This is a genomic window from Paraburkholderia sp. BCC1876 (assembly GCF_902833695.1).
GTDB lineage: Bacteria > Pseudomonadota > Gammaproteobacteria > Burkholderiales > Burkholderiaceae > Paraburkholderia.
The window spans coordinates 1-17,149 of the sequence record NZ_CADFGI010000022.1; the positions used below are offsets into that span (position 1 = coordinate 1).

Annotated in this window: 14 protein-coding genes and 1 pseudogene; 3 read left to right on the plus strand and 12 right to left on the minus strand. The window is 64.6% G+C overall.

What is annotated here, in order from left to right:
• Positions 1 to 346: pseudogene (locus HWY05_RS37370) on the minus strand (RHS repeat protein); the annotation flags it as partial.
• Between the two features lie 405 nt (positions 347 to 751).
• On the opposite strand from HWY05_RS37370, the gene HWY05_RS37375 reads away from it, so the two are divergent.
• On the plus strand, positions 752 to 2,338 hold the full coding sequence (locus tag HWY05_RS37375) for a Na+/H+ antiporter (protein WP_176061447.1): 1,587 nt from the start codon (positions 752 to 754) through the stop codon (positions 2,336 to 2,338).
• 54 nt (positions 2,339 to 2,392) lie between these two features.
• On the opposite strand, the gene HWY05_RS37380 is transcribed toward HWY05_RS37375, so the two are convergent.
• From HWY05_RS37380 to HWY05_RS37400, 5 genes are all read right to left on the minus strand, one after another.
• Positions 2,393 to 2,686: a hypothetical protein gene (locus tag HWY05_RS37380; RefSeq protein ID WP_035560715.1), complete on the minus strand. Its 294-nt coding sequence runs from the start codon at positions 2,684 to 2,686 to the stop codon at positions 2,393 to 2,395.
• A 244-nt stretch (positions 2,687 to 2,930) separates the two neighbouring features.
• The gene (locus HWY05_RS37385; protein ID WP_176061448.1) at positions 2,931 to 4,262 is read right to left on the minus strand and encodes an MFS transporter; all 1,332 of its coding nucleotides are present in this window, start codon (positions 4,260 to 4,262) and stop codon (positions 2,931 to 2,933) included.
• 59 nt (positions 4,263 to 4,321) lie between these two features.
• Positions 4,322 to 5,263, minus strand: a complete 942-nt coding sequence (locus HWY05_RS37390; protein WP_176061449.1) for a hydroxymethylglutaryl-CoA lyase — start codon at positions 5,261 to 5,263, stop codon at positions 4,322 to 4,324.
• Positions 5,260 to 6,453: a CaiB/BaiF CoA-transferase family protein gene (locus HWY05_RS37395; RefSeq protein WP_176061450.1), complete on the minus strand. Its 1,194-nt coding sequence runs from the start codon at positions 6,451 to 6,453 to the stop codon at positions 5,260 to 5,262. The genes HWY05_RS37390 and HWY05_RS37395 overlap by 4 nt, the downstream gene beginning before the upstream one ends.
• Before the next feature lie 111 nt (positions 6,454 to 6,564).
• Positions 6,565 to 7,527 (minus strand): LysR family transcriptional regulator, encoded by a 963-nt coding sequence (locus HWY05_RS37400; RefSeq protein WP_035560702.1) that lies wholly within the window; start codon positions 7,525 to 7,527, stop codon positions 6,565 to 6,567.
• A 238-nt stretch (positions 7,528 to 7,765) separates the two neighbouring features.
• Here HWY05_RS37400 and HWY05_RS37405 point away from each other — a divergent pair, with 238 nt between their 5' ends.
• Together HWY05_RS37405 and HWY05_RS37410 are read left to right on the plus strand one after the other, a co-directional pair.
• Positions 7,766 to 8,728, plus strand: coding sequence for a GlxA family transcriptional regulator (locus tag HWY05_RS37405; protein ID WP_176061451.1), 963 nt, complete (start codon positions 7,766 to 7,768; stop codon positions 8,726 to 8,728).
• 102 nt (positions 8,729 to 8,830) lie between these two features.
• Positions 8,831 to 9,589 carry an SDR family oxidoreductase gene (locus HWY05_RS37410; protein ID WP_176061452.1) on the plus strand — a complete coding sequence of 253 codons (759 nt, stop codon included), beginning with the start codon at positions 8,831 to 8,833 and terminating at the stop codon, positions 9,587 to 9,589.
• A gap of 85 nt (positions 9,590 to 9,674) precedes the next feature.
• Here the strand turns inward: HWY05_RS37410 and HWY05_RS37415 are convergent, their stop codons facing one another.
• The 6 genes from HWY05_RS37415 to HWY05_RS37440 form a co-directional block, all read right to left on the minus strand.
• Positions 9,675 to 10,421 (minus strand): winged helix-turn-helix domain-containing protein, encoded by a 747-nt coding sequence (locus HWY05_RS37415; RefSeq protein ID WP_035560694.1) that lies wholly within the window; start codon positions 10,419 to 10,421, stop codon positions 9,675 to 9,677.
• Between the two features lie 466 nt (positions 10,422 to 10,887).
• Positions 10,888 to 12,201, minus strand: a complete 1,314-nt coding sequence (locus HWY05_RS37420; RefSeq protein ID WP_176061453.1) for an MFS transporter — start codon at positions 12,199 to 12,201, stop codon at positions 10,888 to 10,890.
• A gap of 82 nt (positions 12,202 to 12,283) precedes the next feature.
• A complete protein-coding gene (locus HWY05_RS37425; RefSeq protein ID WP_035560688.1) occupies positions 12,284 to 13,192 on the minus strand; it encodes an NAD(P)-dependent oxidoreductase in 909 nt (302 codons plus the stop codon).
• Positions 13,189 to 14,916 carry a dihydroxy-acid dehydratase gene (gene ilvD / locus HWY05_RS37430; protein ID WP_176061454.1) on the minus strand — a complete coding sequence of 576 codons (1,728 nt, stop codon included), beginning with the start codon at positions 14,914 to 14,916 and terminating at the stop codon, positions 13,189 to 13,191. Before ilvD ends, HWY05_RS37425 begins: the two co-directional genes overlap by 4 nt.
• A gap of 65 nt (positions 14,917 to 14,981) precedes the next feature.
• Entirely contained in the window at positions 14,982 to 15,761 is a 780-nt protein-coding gene (locus tag HWY05_RS37435; protein WP_176061455.1) for an SDR family oxidoreductase, read from the minus strand.
• A gap of 10 nt (positions 15,762 to 15,771) precedes the next feature.
• Positions 15,772 to 17,118 carry an MFS transporter gene (locus tag HWY05_RS37440; RefSeq protein ID WP_176061456.1) on the minus strand — a complete coding sequence of 449 codons (1,347 nt, stop codon included), beginning with the start codon at positions 17,116 to 17,118 and terminating at the stop codon, positions 15,772 to 15,774.
• Positions 17,119 to 17,149: the final 31 nt, after the last annotated feature.

Sequence of the window (17,149 nt, forward strand, 5' to 3'; positions counted from 1 at the left end):
CGTCACCGCTGACGAAATCGGCCTCTGTTAGCGTGACGGCGCCATTACCCGGATACACCGGATCAGCGATCGGACAACTGGCCTCCGGCTCGTTTGCCTTCGGCGCCGCGCACCATTGGTCAATCGGTGCAAGGTCGTTGATGCACGCATAGTTGCCCATTCCGCCGGGCGTGTTGCCCACTACATCGAGACGGCACGTCTTCGATCCCGGCGTCGCACCGGACTGCGCGTAGAGCGTGAGACAGTCGAAGGCATTCGCGCCGAAGGCCACCGTTAGCAACATGAATGCGGCAAGCAGTCGAACCACTATGCCGACCGGCCTCTCAGTCACGCTATCGTTTTTCACCGTCGTCCTCATCCGTTGTACTTGCTCGAAGAACAAGCACGCGATAAGGAACCGAGCGACGAAAAACCCCGAAAATTCTCCAACCCTTGCTGTCATTTCATCTATGACCGAGCGCCGCCCGCGACGCCTACATCGGCCCCAGGAAATCACTCATCGGCCTGTCATCCCCTGACGAAATACCCATCCTCTTCGTCGTACAGACACATCTTGTCGACGCACCGTGCGCCGCTTCTGCCTCCCCCAACCTTATCCCCACATTTTGTCCATAAGCCTGTGGACAACCTGAGCACATCCCACCCAAGTCATTGAAGCAACAAACCAATCCCCCACCGCTCACCCACAGGCAACGGGATCCGCCCGCCCCTGTGATAAAAAGTAACTCCCCGCCATCTACCGAGGCCGCGCATGTCTTCCGTCATGGGCTTCAAACTCGTCCTGTTGTCGCTCGTCGCGATCATCGGTCTCGAACTGCTCGCCAAGCGGCTGCGCCTCCCGCCCGCCGCCGCGCTGCTGGTCGGCGGCGCCGCGATGGCCTTCGTGCCCGGGCTGCCGACCTTCAATCTCGATCCCGAACTCATCCTGATCGTGTTCCTGCCGCCGCTTCTCATGGATGGCGCGTACTTCTCGGTATGGGACGAGTTCAAACGCAACCTCGGCGGCATCCTGCTGCTCGCAATCGGCGCAGTCGCCTTCACCACGCTCGTAGTGGGCCTGGTGGTGCATTGGGTCGTACCCGCGTTGCCATGGGGCGCCTGCTTCGCGCTGGGCGCGGTCGTCTCGCCGCCCGACGCCGTCGCCGCGAAAGCCGTGCTGGAACGCGTCGCGCTGCCGCGCCGCCTGATGGTGCTGCTCGAAGGCGAAAGCCTCCTCAACGACGCCGCCGGCATCGTGCTATTCCGCATTGCCGTAACCGCCGCATTGACCGGCGCGTTCAGCGCGCAAGAAGCGGCGGGGCACTTCGCCGTGCTGGCGCTTGGCGGCGTCGCCGTCGGCGTGGTGATCGGCTTTGTCGTCGTCAGGCTGCTACGGCTTCTCGACGACGGCTACCTGATCATCACCGCATCGATACTCTCGCCATGGATCAGCTACATCGCCGGCGACATGCTGGGCGTGTCCGGTGTCATCGCGACCGTGAGTTGCGGGATGATGCTCGGCTGGTATCAGCACGAGGTCTTCTCGGCCGCCGTCCGGATGCGCGGCACGGCCTTCTGGCAGGTCGTGATCTTTCTGATGGAAGCGCTGGTCTTCATTCTGATCGGCCTCTCGCTGCGCGGCGTGATCGCGCGGCTGGGCGGCGTCGGCGACACGCTCGCCGCGCTGGCGCCGGCGGTCGGCGCGGTGCTGGCGGCGGTCGTGCTGTCGCGCTTCGCGTGGGTCTTCACGACGGAATGGTTGAAGGCGCGGATCTGCAAGTGGGCACGGCGCGAAGGCGGCACGCCCGACTGGCGTTCGGCCACCGTCACCAGCTGGGCCGGCATGCGGGGCGTGGTCACGCTGGCTATCGCGCTGTCGCTGCCCGAAGCCATGCCCGGCCGCGATCTGATTCTGGTCGCGTCCTTCGCGGTCATTCTCGTGACGGTGTTAGGTCAAGGCACGACGATCGGACCGCTGATCCACTGGATCAATCCGGATCACGCGGACGAGCAGAACGCCCGCCATCTGAGCGAACCGCAAGCTTGGGCCAGGCTCGAAGCGGCGCAACTCGCCGCGGTTCTACCGCTCGCGCATGGGCCGGATGGCAGCGTGATTCATCCACGGCTGCTGGAGCAGTACACCTATCGTGCGAGCATGACCGAGGCGTATCAAAGCGAAGCGGCTTATCCGTCGGGCGTCCGCGCTGCGCACTACGACGTGGTACTGGCCGCGGTCGCCGCAGCGCGCGTCGAATTGCTACGCTTGCACCGCACGGGCTTGATTCACGACGAACTCCTGAGCGTTCTGGAACACGATCTGGATCTGCAGGAAATTGCCGCGACACACGGCAAAGGATGACGGTTGCGCGCGCGGCACCTTCACCGCGCGCGCCCGGAAGCACTGCGTCGACGTTCAGTGCCCCTTGAAGATGTCGAGCAATTGGCTTTGCATCTGCATCATGTCGTGGGTGTGCTTCATTTCCATCTGGGCCACGTTGTCCTGATACTCCATTTCCATCTGCATCATTTTTTGCTGAATGCCGATGGCTTGCGTGCGCTGCTCAGGCGTCAGCTTATCCATCATCATGCTGTAGTTCGGCGGCATCAGATACATGCCGGCGTGCCCGATTCCCTGTGCCTGCGCGGAACCCGCGGCAAACGCAAGCGGCAACAGGCAGCACATCATGGCGGCTCGGATCGATTTCATGTCATCTCCAGTTTCAGGCCGGTGGCCGCGCTTCGATAGCGGGCCACGCAGCGACGTTCAAACGCCTGGACGTACCGGGCAGCGGTCGATCCACTGCCCATGCCGTACCCGGCAATGCAACATCCGGGGCTGGCCGCCACGTACGATCGTCCGGATGTTTCGTGGACTTAGTCGCCGCCGCTGACTGGAAATGACGTACCTCGCAAAAAATTATTCGAAGGATGCTTCAGCTACGCGATGCCGCTCATCTCGCGGCATCCTTCTGTCGCAACGACTCCGGCAAGCCGTACAACACGATCAGCGCGCAAACCAGACTCATCGCACCGATCACATAAAGCGCCGGCGTCGTGCTGCCGGTCAGATCCCGCACTCGTCCCACCATCACCGGACTCACGATCCCGCCAAGCTGTCCGAGCGTATTGATCAGCGCGATCCCGCCGGCCGCGCCGGCGCCGGTCACGAGCTTGGGCGGCAGCGCCCAGAACGCCGGGATCGACGCCACCACGCCCGCGCCCATCACCGCCAACGCGACGACCAGCAAAGCGGTCTGCTTATCGAAGTAACCCGCCGCGAAAAAGCCGAGCGCCGACATCACCAGCAAGCCGCAAACGAACTTGCGCCGCTCGCCGCTCGTATCGGACAGGCGTCCGACGACCACCATGCAGATGGCGCCGCACACATAGGGCACCGCCGTCAGCAAGCCAATCACGGTGGGGTTGTGGGTCCCCGCCACGCGAATCAAATGCGGCGCCCAGAAGTTCAATCCGTACGACGCCACCTGAATCAGGAAATAGACCAGACCCAGCGTCAGAAAGCCCGGCGTTCTGATCGCACCGAGAAAAGAATGTCCGGTCTCGGGATGACGGCTTTGCTGCGCGATCTGCGCCGTCAGAAAAGACTTCTCCGTCGACGACAGCCAGTCGGCGTCGTCGATCCGGTCTTTCAGCACCTTCAACACGAGATACCCCAGCACGATGCACGGCAAGCCGCCGAGCAGAAACAGCCAGTGCCAGCCCGGCATACCGAGCACGCCGTTCATATGCCCGATCACCAGACCCGCCAATGGCGCGCCGACCAGACCCGAAAACGCGGACGCCAGAAACAGCATCGACGTAATGCGCCCGCGATGACTCGGCGGAAACCACAGCGTCAGGTAATACAGCACGCCCGGCGCAAAACCCGCTTCCATCGCGCCGATCACAAACCGCAGTCCGTAGAACTGCCATTCGTTATTGACGAACACCATCGCGGCCGTCGCGAGGCCCCACGAGATCATGATCCGCGCGATCCAGCGCCGTGCGCCGACCTTGTACAGAAACAGATTGCTCGGCACTTCGAACAGCACATAGCCGATCACGAACAGACTCGCACCGAGACCGTACGCGGTGTCGGACAAACCGAGATCGCTTTGCAACTGGAACTTCGCGAAACTGATATTGATGCGGTCGAAGAACGCAAACAGATAGCAGATCATGATCAGCGGCATCAGCCGCCAGGCCACTTTGCGGATGATCGCCGCGGCGTCGTCCGCGTTGTGCTCACGGCTGCCGGCAGCCACTGCGCCCAGGTCGCTCATGCGTGTCTCCAATGCCGGATTCGGCGATGCCGTCCGGTCGTGTAATCGGTTAGGGAATATCAGATGTGTAGAACGTAGTCCGGCACGGGATGCAGGTCGCGATTGCGGCCGGCCTTTGCCAGTTGTCCCGGCATGTCGTGGCCGAGCAACGCAGGCAATCCGCGCGACAAGGTCAGCAACTTCTCCAGATCGATCCCGGTGGGAATGCCCATTTCGTCGCACAGGTTCACGAGATCTTCCGTGCAGATATTGCCGGACGCGCCCGGCGCGAACGGACAGCCGCCCAGGCCGCCTAACGCGGCGTCGAAGCGGCGCGCGCCGGCTTCGTACGCGGCCAACACATTGGCGAGACCGAGACCGCGCGTGTTGTGAAAGTGCAGCGTGAGCGCGGCGGCCGGCAAACGCTCGAGGACGCGCGTGACGATCCGCGCCACCTGGCGTGGATTCGCCATCCCGGTCGTATCCGCCAGCGTGATGCCCTCGATGCCCATCTCGCGATACGCGTCGACGATCGCGATCACGCGGTCTTCGTCGATCTTGCCTTCGAACGGACAACCGAACGCCGTCGCCACCGACGCATTCAGCAACACGCCCGAGCCCTTCACCTGCCGCACGATGTCGCCGAACGCCGCGAGCGACGATTCGCAACTCATGCGCATATTGGCGCGGTTGTGCGTCTGACTCGCCGACATCACCAGGTTCAACTCGTCGGCGCGCGAAGCCAGCGCGCGTTCGGCGCCCTTCAGATTCGGCACCAGCGCGACGTAGATCACGCCGGGCTGCCGCGCGATCTGCTGGAACACGGCCTCGCCGTCGCGCAACGCCGGAATCGCTTTCGGCGAGACGAACGAACCCGCTTCGATACGCGTGAAGCCCGCGGTGGACAGCGCGTCGATCAACGCGATCTTGTCGGCGGTCTCGACCCAGGTGGGCTCGATCTGCAAGCCGTCGCGCGGCGCCACTTCCTGCACGATCAGTGTGTCGAATGGGATGGCACTCATTGCACGACTCCTTCGCCGCGCAAACGCGCGATATCTTCGTTGCTGAATCCAAGCTGATTCAGGACGCTGCCGGTATGCTCGCCGAGCGCCGGCCCTTGCCAGCGCACTTCGCCGGGCGTATCCGACAGCTTCGGCACGATCCCCGGCATCTTCACCGTGACACCGCCGGGTAGTTGCGCCGGCAACAACATCTCGCGCGCCCGGTAGTGCGGATCGGCGACGATGTCTGCCACGGAATAGATGCGGCCCGCGGGCACTTCGGCGCGTTCGAGCGCGGCCAGCACGTCCTCGGTGGCGTGGCACGAGGTCCACGCGGTGATGACCTGATCGAGCATCGCGCTGTGTTTCGCGCGGCCGTCGTTATGTGCCAGAGCGGGATCGTCGGCGAGATCGGCGCGGCCGATCAATTGCATCAGGCGCTTGAAAATCGGATCGCTGTTGCCGGCGATCACCACATAGCCTTCGTCTTCCGTGCGATAGGTGTTCGACGGCGCAATGCCCGGCAACGCGCCACCGCTGCGCTCGCGCACGTGTCCGAGCAGATCGTATTCGGGCACGAGGCTTTCCATCAGATTGAACACACTCTCGACCAGCGACACATCCACCACCTGACCTTCGCCTTGCCCCGTCTTCACGCGCAGCAGCGACATCAACGCGCCGATCACGCCGTGCAGCGAAGCGAGCGAATCGCCAAGACTGACGCCAACGCGCGCCGGCGCGCCGTCCACTTCGCCGGTCGTGTAGCGAATGCCGCCCATCGCTTCGCCGATCGCGCCGAAGCCCGGCCGGTCGCGATAAGGACCGGACTGGCCGTAGCCGGAAATGCGGACCATCGTCAGTTTTGGGTTGATTGCGTGCAGCACGTCCCAGCCGAGGCCGAGCTTTTCGAGCGCGCCGGGGCGGAGGTTTTCGATCACGACGTCGGCGTCGGCGGCGAGCCGTTTGACGATCTCGACACCGTCAGCCGACTTCAGATTCACGCAGATCGACTTTTTGTTGCGCGACTGCAGATACCACCAGAGCGAGGTGCCCTCGTGCAGCTTGCGCCATTTGCGAAGTGGGTCGCCGGTGTCGGGCGCTTCGATCTTGATGACGTCGGCGCCGAATTCCGCCATGAGGCGCGCGGCGAACGGCGCGGCGATGAGGGTTCCGATCTCGACGACGCGGATACCCTGAAGAGGTCCACCCATGTTGCTGTCTCCCAAGCGGGTTTCGTATTGGAAGAGAGCTTAGAAGCGGCGCGACGGCGGCGTCCAACCGCAATTCGCCAACGACCGTTCGCGAACGGCGAACGCTCGGCGTCAGACGGCGGCTGGCGGGGTGTTGGGGGGGGACTGGCTAGTCGAAGCCTCGGCGGCTTCGACCGAACGCAAATGGTCGAACAGCAGGCGGCTCACCGGCGACAACGCCTCGACGTCGCGCACCACCAGGATCAGGCTGCGTTCGGACCAGTCGTCTTCGAGCGGCGCACCGATCAGACCCAGCGGGCGGCCCATCAGTTGATACACCTTGAGCGGCAGAACGCCCACGCCCATGCCCGCTTGCACCATGCGACAGACCGCGTCGAAGCCCGGCACGTGGATGCGCAACCGCAACGCCTTGCCCGCCTGACGCGCGGCCAGATGGGTGCGCGCGTTGATCGAACTCGCGGCATGCAGGCCGACGTGATCGCCGTCCAGCGTTTCGGCGAAGGCCACGCTGGCGCGTCCCGCCAGCGGATGATCGTCGCGCATCACGAGGATCAGCGAGTCGTGCCGATAGTGCGCGACGTGCAGATCGCGCGTATCGGCCTCGCCGGAACAGATGCCGAGATCCGCGAGGCTGTCGTCGACGGCTTCGACCACGCCGCCGCTCGGCCGCTCTTCCAGGTCGAGTTTGACGCGCTCGTGCTGCAACTGGAACGCGCGCAAGTCTTCAGGCAGAAATTCGACGATCGCCGACAGGTTGGCCATCATCCGCACATAACCGCGCACGCCGCTTGCATGCCCGGCCAGTTCGATGCCGATATTCTCGATGTCGCGCATCACGCGACGCGCGTGGTGCAGCAGCGTTTCACCCGCCGGCGTCAGCGTCATGCCGCGCGCGTTGCGTTGAAACAGCGTCGCGCCGATCGTCTGTTCCAGTTCGAGCAGACGCTTGCTGGCGGCCGAGACGGCGATCGCTTCCCGCTCGGCCGCGCGCGTGAGCGTGCCTTCCTCGTAGACCGCGAGAAAGAGGTGGAGCGTGGTGAGGTCGAGCCTTCGCAGAAGATTTTTGATGGCCATAATGGGGCGCCGCGTGGTTGTGCGATCCGGCTATTCTGACGCCAGATGCGGAAACAGGTGCGATGTCCCTCCTGAAACACGCGCCACGCGGATGCGCGTGTGCGTGCCTGCGCGTGACCTCGGGGCATCAGTCGAATTACACTCTGCCAAACACGCTCTGCCACACGCGCGGTGCCCACCGCACAGCGCTGACCGCCGCGACTAGCGGATGCCGTCCATCGTCAAAGGAAGTCTTTCGATGTCTACCGTCGCGATCGCGATCTTTCCCGGCGTCCAGGCGCTCGACGTCGCCGGACCCGTCGACGTGTTTTCCGAAGCCAACCGCTTCATTGCGCCGGCCGCGCGCTACGAGGTCAAGCTGATCAGTGCCGAGGCGGCGCCGCTGCGCGCGTCCAACGGCATGACGCTCGTTGCCGATACAACCTTCGGCAAAGCGCGCCGCCCGTTCGATCTGGCGTTGATCGCTGGCGGCCCGGCGCTGCCGGACGGCGAGGCGCTAGATGAACGCTTGCTGGAATGGCTGACGACTGTCGCCGCGCAATGCGACCGTTACGGCTCGATCTGCACCGGCGCATTCGCGCTAGGCCATGCCGGCTTGCTCGACGAATGCAACGTCACCACGCACTGGCAGCACGCCGCGCAACTGGCGGCGCAGTTTCCGAAGGCGCGCGTCGACCTCGATCGCATCTATCTGCGCGATGGACCGCTCGTCACGTCCGCAGGCGTAACGGCCGGCATCGATCTGTCGCTCGCGTTGGTCGCCGAAGATCATGGTCCGCACACCGCGCTGGCCGTCGCCAAACGTCTGGTCGTGTTCGCACAGCGCCAGGGCGGCCAGTCGCAATTCAGTCCGTATCTCACCGCGCCGGCCGACGAAACCTCGCCGGTCGCCAAGGTCCAGGCGCACGTCATGGAGCGGATTCGCGAGAGCTTCACGGTGAAGCAACTGGCGGACGTCGCGGGCATGAGCGCACGAAACTTCGCGCGCGTGTTCGTGCAGGAGACGCAGGTGACACCGCACGAATTCGTCGAACGTGCACGTGTGGATGCGGCGCGCAAACTGCTCGAAAGCAGCGGCGTGGCGCTGAAGGCGATCGCCTACGACTGCGGTTTCGGCACGGCCGACCGGATGCGGATCGTCTTCACCAAACGAATCGGCGCGACGCCGATGCAGTATCGCGAGCGCTTCCGTTCCAGTTGAGCGCCTCGGTCGAACCCGGCGCCGAAGCCGCGCCGCTCAGCACGCATGAAACCCGCGTGAGAAAATAGCCGCCTCCCCAAGCCACCGATCTCAAGGAACGACATGACTCCCTCTTCTCCGATTCGCGCGATCGTCACCGGCCACACGCGCGGTCTGGGCGCCGCGCTCGCCGAGCAACTGCTCGCGCGCGACGTCGCGGTGCTGGGCCTGTCCCGCTCGCGTCATGCCACGCTCAAGGCGCGCTTTCCCACGCAGCTCGAAGAAATCGAATTGACGTTGGACGACCCCGCGCGCGTCGCGCAATGGATCGCGACCGACGCGCTGCATGCGTTTCTCAAGGGCGCGCAAACGGTGCTGCTGATCAACAACGCGGGCATTGTGCAGCCCATCGGACCGATCGAAGGACAGGACCCCGCGGCGATTGCCACCGCGGTGAGCCTGAACGTCGCCACGCCGTTGATGCTGGCAAGCGCGCTCGCCGCCGCCAGCCCCGACGCCGCCGACCGGCGCATCGTCCATATCTCGAGCGGCGCGGCGCGCAATGCGTATCCTGGCTGGAGCATCTATTGCGCGACCAAGGCCGCGCTCGATCATCACGCGCGCGCCGTCGCGCTCGACGCGAATCGCGCGTTGCGCATCTGCAGCCTGGCGCCGGGCGTGATCGATACGAATATGCAGGCGGAGATTCGCGGCAGCGGCACCGAGCAGTTCCCGCTGCGTGAAAAATTCGAAGACCTCAAGCGCAACGGTCAGCTTGCCACGCCGGAACAGTGCGCGACCCAGTTGCTGGATTACGCACTCGGCGACAGCTTCGGCGAAACGCCGGTGGCCGACATTCGCGACATCGCGAAGCCGGTTTAACGCACACCGTCAGCGCTCCCGAAAACACTCACCTTTGAGCGGATTCGGGCGCTGCTAACGCCAGATCGCGGGCCAGATACACGCGTCACACGCCGGGCGCGACCATTGCGCCGCGCTCGGCCGCACCGATCTCGCCGTGCGGCACGAACACATAGCCGCGTCCCCACACCGTCTGCACGTAACGCGGTTCGGAAGGATCCATCTCGATCAGCCGACGCAATCGCCAGATCGACACATCGAGACTGCGCCCTTGATGCACCACACTACTGCCGCGTAGCTGCTCGTTGAGCTGCACGCGTGTGAGCACGGTCATCGCGTGATTGACGAAGATTTTCAGCAACGCGAACTCGGAACTACGCAGCGCGAAGCGCTCGTTATCGCGATGCAACTCGCGCGCGGAGAAGTTCAGCTCGCAGCGGCCGAAGCGATAAGGCGGCCGCGTTTCCGGCGCGCCTGGCGCGAGCGCGCCGCGCCGTCTTAGTAGCACGCGGATGCGGGCGAGCAGTTCGGCGGGATCGGCGGGCTTGCTCATGAAATCGTCGGCGCCCAGTTCGAGACCGATCACCCGATCGATCGCCTTGCTGCCCGCCGACAGCAGAATCACCGGCACGTCGTTACCGCTCAGGCGCAGGTCGCGCAACACCGCCAACCCATCGCCATGCGGCGCGGAGATGTCGAGCACCAGCAACGCCGGCCGCTCCATCTCGACCACGTGCTTGAGACCGACGACCGGTGGACGTGCGGACACCCCGCAGCCTTGCCCGCGCAACGATGCGCCCACCACGGCTGTCAAGCCGGCATCGGCGCCAACGAAAAGAATATGCTGACTCATCCAACTGATTCCAGGAGACGATCGTTTTTCAGAGACAGGGTCCGGCTTGCAGGTATAGCGAAGCCGCAGACTTTGTCGTCCGCGTCGCCATCTTCCCTGTATGCGGCTCATCTCAAAACGCGGAACAGCCCCCAAGGTTGGCAATTTCTTTCCAACTCTTTCAATCTGGAACGTGATATGGGATTGCGCGCGTGCCGCGCACCGATGGGCGGGATACGCTCCCGCAAATACTCACCTTTGATTCGGAGCGGTCGGGGTTAGGCGCAAGGTGCGGTTTGCCCAACTCCCGAAAACCCTCACCTTTCGAGCTTAGGGGCAGGGCGCAAAGGCATGCTGGGCGTGGCGCGGGAGGTGTCAAACCGACTACTCCCGCAAACCCTCACCTTTAGCGGTGCTGGGGTAATTTGCATACCCAGGTAAGAAACCACGACGGCAGTGGACCTGACGAAAGTGGGGTCGTGTGTTGTCAGGCCGGTGAGCGCGGTTCGATCTTGCCGCTCACCGCTTTCAATCCAAAGCTCGCGGCCAGCGAGAGCGCCGCGCATGCCGCCATGAAATACGCGGGCGCGACGACGTTGCCCGTCGACGAAATCAGCCACGTCGCGATCAACGGCGCCGTGCCGCTAAACACTGTGAAGCTGACGTTGAAGGTTAACGCGACGCCGCTGAACCGCACGCGCGTCGGGAACATGTCGGCGATGATGCAGGCGAACGTTCCGTTGGCGAGGCACGCGGCCACGCCCGCCAGCGCGAGCAGCAGCACGACGTCGACACTATGGCGGCTTGCCGCGAGATAGAAGGGGTAGCTCAACACCATCAGCAACAACGAGCCCACACGCAGCACATAGCGCCTCGGCAGCTTATCGCCGAGCCAGCCCGACAACAGAATGCCCGTCGACACCACCGCAAGCCCGACGTTCTGGCCGATCGCCACGCGCCGCGGATCGTAGTGCAGCACCCGGTCGAGATAAGCCGGCATGTGCGCGAACAGCAGGCCGTTGAACGCGGCCACCACCGCCGTCGTGCCGATGCCGAGCAGCACCGGCTGCCAATGCTCACGCAACAGTTCCGACAGCGGATGTTTGGCCGCCAGATGCTTCATCTCTGCAAACGCAGGGGTTTCTTCGAGCTTGCGACGCAGCCAGAAACTCAACAGGCCGATCGCGCCGCCGAACAGAAACGCGATGCGCCAACCGTAGGCTGCGACATCGTCGCCGGTGAGCAGGCTATGCACCGACAGATTGACGGCCGCCGCCAGCAGCACGCCGGAATTCACGCAGAAAAACACGACGCCGCAGACAAAGCCCGCGCGCCGCGGCACCGTTTCGACCACATAGGTGATCGAGCCAGGCAGCTCGCCGCCCAGACAGAAGCCCTGCACGAGTCGCAGCAGGATCATCAGCAGGGTGGCGCCGATGCCCCAGGTCGCGTAAGTCGGCACGATACCCATGCCGATCGTGCACATCGACACGACGATCACCGACACGATGAACACGCGCCGGCGTCCGTACCGGTCGCCGAAATAGCTGAGCACGATGCCGCCGACGGGCCGTGCCAGATAGCCGATTGCAAACACCGCGAACGACAGCATCAAACCGACGATCGGGTTCTGCATCGGAAAAAAAGCGCGGCCGATGAACTGCGCGAAGATGCCGTAGACGACGAAATCGTAGAACTCAAGCGCGCCGCCGAGACTCGCGAGCAGGATCATGCGCCACTGCGAGCGCGTGAGCCGCACCGGCATATCGTGCGACAGACTGGACGATTCAAAACTGGACATGCTTGTCTCCTGGGCAGCTTTGCAGGGCGTGCCGCCCTGTTCGCCGCTTTGGCGTTGAGTTATTTTTTCGACCCGCGCCCGCTCACCCTTCTCCCATGGACTGCTTGAGCAAAACGCGGACGATCTGCGAAATGTCCTCGTCGCCGAGTCCTTGCTCCATGGCTTCCTGCAATAGCTTGCGCACTTCGCCGACTGCCCGCAGCGGCGCATGCGACTCGCGCGCCAACTCGGCGACCGCGTCGAGATCCTTCAACATGGTCCTGATCGTGCCCGACGGATTCGACGGCGGCGTGAGCATGCGCGGCAGCAAGGTTTGCAGCAGCACCGAATCGGCCCAACCGCCGCCCAACGCGGCGGGCATCGACGCGGCGTCGATACCCGTGCGTTGTGCGAGCACGCAGGCTTCGGCAATCCCCGCAATGGTCGTCACGACGATCGCCTGATTGGCGAGTTTGGTTGCTTGTCCGGCACCGCTCGCGCCCATGCGCGTCACACGCGACGCATAAGCACGCAACAGCGGTTCGACCGCAGCGATCTCCGGCGCGCCGCCACCGCAGAAGATCGCGAGCGTGCCCGCCGCGGCGCCTGCCGTGCCGCCCGACACGGGCGCGTCGATCCACGCACCGCCGCTCATCTCATGCCAGCGCTGCGCGAAGTGGCGCGCCTGCCTGGGTGCGAGGGTCGAATGGTCGATCAGAAAGCGCGGCGCGTTGACCGCCCGCGCGAGTCCTTCAGCGCCGAACACGACGTCTTCGACAGCGTCGGCGTCGCCGAGGCACAGCATCACGACGTCGCTGTGCGCGGCCAACTGCCTGGGCGATTCATCGACTACCGCGCCATGCGCCTCAAGCTGCGCCAACTTCGCCGACGAACGGTTCCACACCCGCAACGCATGGCCGGCCGCAAGCAGCCGCCAGGCCATCGGCTCGCCCATCTTGCCGATTCCGCAGAAGCCGACGCGCGGCGTCGCAGGCAAATCGCCATGACTCATGCCTCCTCCTCGCCGATCGACGCCTCATACGGCCACTCGACCGCGCCCGAATGGGTCACCGCGCCGAGATTCGCCGGCCGCACCAGCGCTTCGTATTTCTCCAGCACACCGCCCAGACGCCCCCGCGTGAACGGCACCGCCTCCGCGCCGCGGCGCGCGAGTTCCGCTTCGCTCAGCTCGACGTCGAGCGTGCCCTTGTGCGCATCGATATGAATCCGGTCGCCGTCTTTCAGCAAACGAATCGGGCCGCCCGCCGCGGCCTCCGGTCCGACATAGCCGATACACATGCCGCGCGTCGCGCCGGAAAAACGACCGTCGGTCAGCAACGCGACTTTCTCGCCCATGCCTTGCCCGTAGAGTGCCGCCGTCACGCTGAGCATCTCGCGCATGCCGGGACCGCCCTTCGGCCCTTCGTTGCGGATCACCAGGACGTCGCCTTCCTGATAGGTGCGCTTCGAGACGACCGACATGCACGCTTCTTCGGTTTCGAACACGCGCGCGGTGCCGCTGAAGACCAGCGATTTCAACCCCGCGGTCTTCAGGCAGGCACCATCAGGCGCGAGGTTGCCGCGCAGGACAACCAGCCCCGCGTTTTCGCTCAACGGCTCGTTATGCGCGCGCACGACGCGGCCATCCGGACCCGCGAACGCTTGCAACGCGACTTCGAGCGTTTCGCCGGTTTGCGTCAGCGTATCGCCGTGCAGATAACCGCCGGCCAGCAACGCATTCAACACCGCCGGCACGCCGCCCACGTGATAAAGATCGAGCGCCAGATACTGGCCGCCCGGCTGCAGATCGCCGATCAACGGCGTGCGCGCGAGCACCTCGGAGACGTCGTCGAGCGTGAAGCGGATGCCCGCCTCATGCGCGATCGCCGGAATATGCAGCGCGGCGTTGGTCGAGCCGCCGGTCGCCGCGACCGCGGCGCACGCGTTCTCCAGACTCTTACGCGTGACCAGATCGCGCGGCAGCGGACCGCCCTGCTTCAGCATGTTCATCACCGTTTCGCCGGCGCGGCGCGCAATCGCAATGCGCTCGCTATACACGGCCGGGACCATTGCCGAACCGAGCGGCGCGAGACCGAGCGTTTCGGCCACCATCGCCATGGTGTTCGCGGTGAACTGGCCAGGACACGAACCCGCGCCCGGCGTGCAGCGCTTTTCGATGCCGCGTAGCGTCTCGAGCGACATGTCGCCGCGTTGCGCGGCGCCGACGGCTTCGATCGCGGTCAGGATCGTGGCCTGTGTGCCGTCCGGCGCGATACCCGGCAACATCGCGCCGCCGAACAGAAACACGCCCGGCACGTTCACCCGCACCATGCCCATCAAAATGCCGGGCAGCGTCTTGTCGCAACCGGCCACGCCGACGAACGCGTCATAGCAATGCGCGCGCACGAACACCTCGACGCTGTCCGCAATGATCTCGCGCGACACAAGGCTAAAGCGCATGCCGGAGTGATTCATCGACGTCCCGTCCGACACCGAAATCGCCGAGCCGCGAATCGGCACGCCGCCGCCCGCCGCCACGCCGAGCCGCACGTTGTCGGAGACCGCCGCGAGCGACATCGAGCACGGGGTGTTTTCGCCGAACGTATCGACGATCGCGACGAACGGTTTATCGATTGCGGCGTCGTCCATGCCGGTCGCGCGCAGGAACGCGCGATGCGGCGTGCGCGTGATGCCTTCGGTCACGGTACGCGAGCGGTGTTTGTGGAGATTGCTCATGGTGGGTCCTGTGCATGTATGGGGCGGTGCGTTGGGCGGTGCGTTGGGCGAGTGGCGTCGTCGCTTCAACCGTTCAACAGCAAGCCGTTCTCCGCTGCGATCACCTGGCCGGTCATCGCCGGCGCATGCGCGGTGATGAACCACGCAAGGTCCGCGATCTCGCCGGGCTGCGACACGCGCTTGAGCGGTGCGACCTCGGTCATGCTGTCGACAATTTTCGCGTACGCCGCTTCACCGAGCACGCGGCGCGGCAAGCCGTCGTCCACCATGCCTGGGGCCAGCGCATTCACGCGAATATGCGGCGCCAGATTGCGGGCCAACGAGAGCGTCAGCGTGTTGACGGCGCCCTTCGAAGCCGCATAGGCGATGGAAGACCCCGTGCCGTTCAACGAGGCCAGCGACGAGATATTGATCACCGAACTGCTGTGCGACGGTGTCGACGATTCTCGCAGCACGGGCACCGCGGCGCGCGTCATCTGAAACATGCCGATCAGGTTCACGCGATACACCCGCTCGAACTCCATATCGTCGACGGAAGCGAGATCGCCGTGCGGGATAAAGCGCGTCGTCCCCGCGCAGTTGATCAGCGCGTCGATACGCTGCCATTGCTTCGCCACCTTATTCACGGCCTTCACACACGCAGCGTCGGAGCCGACGTCGGCGTCGAAGATCAGCGTCTCGGCGCCGAGCCGCCGGCATTGTGCTTCGACGGCCAAGGCCGCTTCACGCGTACTGTCGTCGAAATTGCCGAGCGCCACCGCCCAGCCGGCGCCCGCGAAGCGCAGCGCGGTCGCCGCGCCGATACCGGTCGCGGCACCCGTGACCATACAAACCTGATGCGTCATCCTGCTCTCCTCATGCTGTCCTGCGCGTGGCCGGCATGGCCAGCACGATCACCGCAGCCAGCACCAGCGCGCAGGCGAGCACGATCATGCCGGGCAGCAAGGTGCCGGTCGCGTCTTTCAGAAATCCAATGACATACGGGCTCACGAAACCCGCCAGATTGCCGGTGCAGTTGATCACCGCGATCGCCGCCGCCGCGCCCACGCCGCCCATCAGCGCGGTCGGAATGCCCCAGAACACCGGCGCAATCGAATTGATGCCGATGGCCGCGACCACCAGCGCCACCATGGAAAGCCACACGTGCTGGCCGAGCAGCACCGACGCCAGCATGCCGGCCGCGCCGAGCACCGCGCACACCGCGACGTGGATGCGCCGCTCGTCGTGTTGATCGGCGTGACGCGCGATCAGGATCATCGCGACCGCGCTGATCAGCGACGGCACCGCCGACAACAGGCCGATGTTCGCCACGCTGACGACGCCGCTGGCGCGGATCATCGTCGGTAGCCAGAAGACGAGGCCGTAGTTGCCCATCGCAATGCAGAAGTACAACAGCCCGAGCAGCCACACTTTCGGATTGGTAAACGCGCCGCGCACCGTTTGATGCGCACGGGTCCGCGCATCGGCGTCGAGATCGCGCGCGAGCAGCGCTTTCTCGTCTTTGGAGAGCCAGCTCACCGACTCGATACGGTCGTGCAGCACGAAGAACGCCACGACGCCGACCACGAGCGAGGCGATCCCTTCTATCAGGAACAGCCACTTCCAGCCGGCCAATCCCTGCACGCCCGCAAGGTGCTGCATGATCCAGCCCGACACCGGACCGCCAATCGCACCCGACACCGGAATCGCCGCCATGAAGAGCGCAATGATCTGCGAGCGCCGGTTCGACGGGAACCAGGTGGACAGATACAGCACGATGCCCGGAAAGAAACCGGCTTCGGCCACGCCGAGCAGGAAGCGCAGCACATAGAACGAGGTGGCGCCGCTCGCGAACATCGTCAGACACGACACGATCGACCACGTCACCATGATTCGCGCGATCCAGAGCCGCGCGCCGACGCGATGCAGGATCAGATTGCTCGGCACTTCGAAGATGAAATAGCCGAGAAAGAAAATGCCCGCGCCCGCGCCATACACGGTCTCGCTTAACGAGAGATCGGTGAGCATCTGCAATTTAGCGAAGCTGACGTTCACACGATCGATATACGCGACGATGAACGCGAGAAACAGAAACGGCACGATGCGCCACGCGAGCTTGCGATAGAGCGCCGCGCGTTCCGCGGATTCGACGGGTTCGCCGGTTCCGCCGGTTTCTGTTGGCAAGGCGGGCCGCGCGGCGCCGCCGTAAAGGGGGGTGCTCATGCAATGTCTCCTTCCGCACGCTTGGTGGCGC

Excerpts from the sequence above, each read along its gene's own strand:
- HWY05_RS37425 (WP_035560688.1), bottom strand. The coding sequence starts at position 13,192 with ATGAGTCATGGCGATTTGCCTGCGACGCCGCGCGTCGGCTTCTGCGGA.
- HWY05_RS37380 (WP_035560715.1), bottom strand. The coding sequence starts at position 2,686 with ATGAAATCGATCCGAGCCGCCATGATGTGCTGCCTGTTGCCGCTTGCG.
- HWY05_RS37410 (WP_176061452.1), top strand. The coding sequence starts at position 8,831 with ATGACTCCCTCTTCTCCGATTCGCGCGATCGTCACCGGCCACACGCGC.
- HWY05_RS37400 (WP_035560702.1), bottom strand. The coding sequence starts at position 7,527 with ATGGCCATCAAAAATCTTCTGCGAAGGCTCGACCTCACCACGCTCCAC.
- HWY05_RS37375 (WP_176061447.1), top strand. The coding sequence starts at position 752 with ATGTCTTCCGTCATGGGCTTCAAACTCGTCCTGTTGTCGCTCGTCGCG.
- ilvD (WP_176061454.1), bottom strand. The coding sequence starts at position 14,916 with ATGAGCAATCTCCACAAACACCGCTCGCGTACCGTGACCGAAGGCATC.
- HWY05_RS37435 (WP_176061455.1), bottom strand. The coding sequence starts at position 15,761 with ATGACGCATCAGGTTTGTATGGTCACGGGTGCCGCGACCGGTATCGGC.
- HWY05_RS37395 (WP_176061450.1), bottom strand. The coding sequence starts at position 6,453 with ATGGGTGGACCTCTTCAGGGTATCCGCGTCGTCGAGATCGGAACCCTC.
- HWY05_RS37385 (WP_176061448.1), bottom strand. The coding sequence starts at position 4,262 with ATGAGCGACCTGGGCGCAGTGGCTGCCGGCAGCCGTGAGCACAACGCG.
- HWY05_RS37405 (WP_176061451.1), top strand. The coding sequence starts at position 7,766 with ATGTCTACCGTCGCGATCGCGATCTTTCCCGGCGTCCAGGCGCTCGAC.
- HWY05_RS37440 (WP_176061456.1), bottom strand. The coding sequence starts at position 17,118 with ATGAGCACCCCCCTTTACGGCGGCGCCGCGCGGCCCGCCTTGCCAACA.
- HWY05_RS37390 (WP_176061449.1), bottom strand. The coding sequence starts at position 5,263 with ATGAGTGCCATCCCATTCGACACACTGATCGTGCAGGAAGTGGCGCCG.
- HWY05_RS37420 (WP_176061453.1), bottom strand. The coding sequence starts at position 12,201 with ATGTCCAGTTTTGAATCGTCCAGTCTGTCGCACGATATGCCGGTGCGG.
- HWY05_RS37415 (WP_035560694.1), bottom strand. The coding sequence starts at position 10,421 with ATGAGTCAGCATATTCTTTTCGTTGGCGCCGATGCCGGCTTGACAGCC.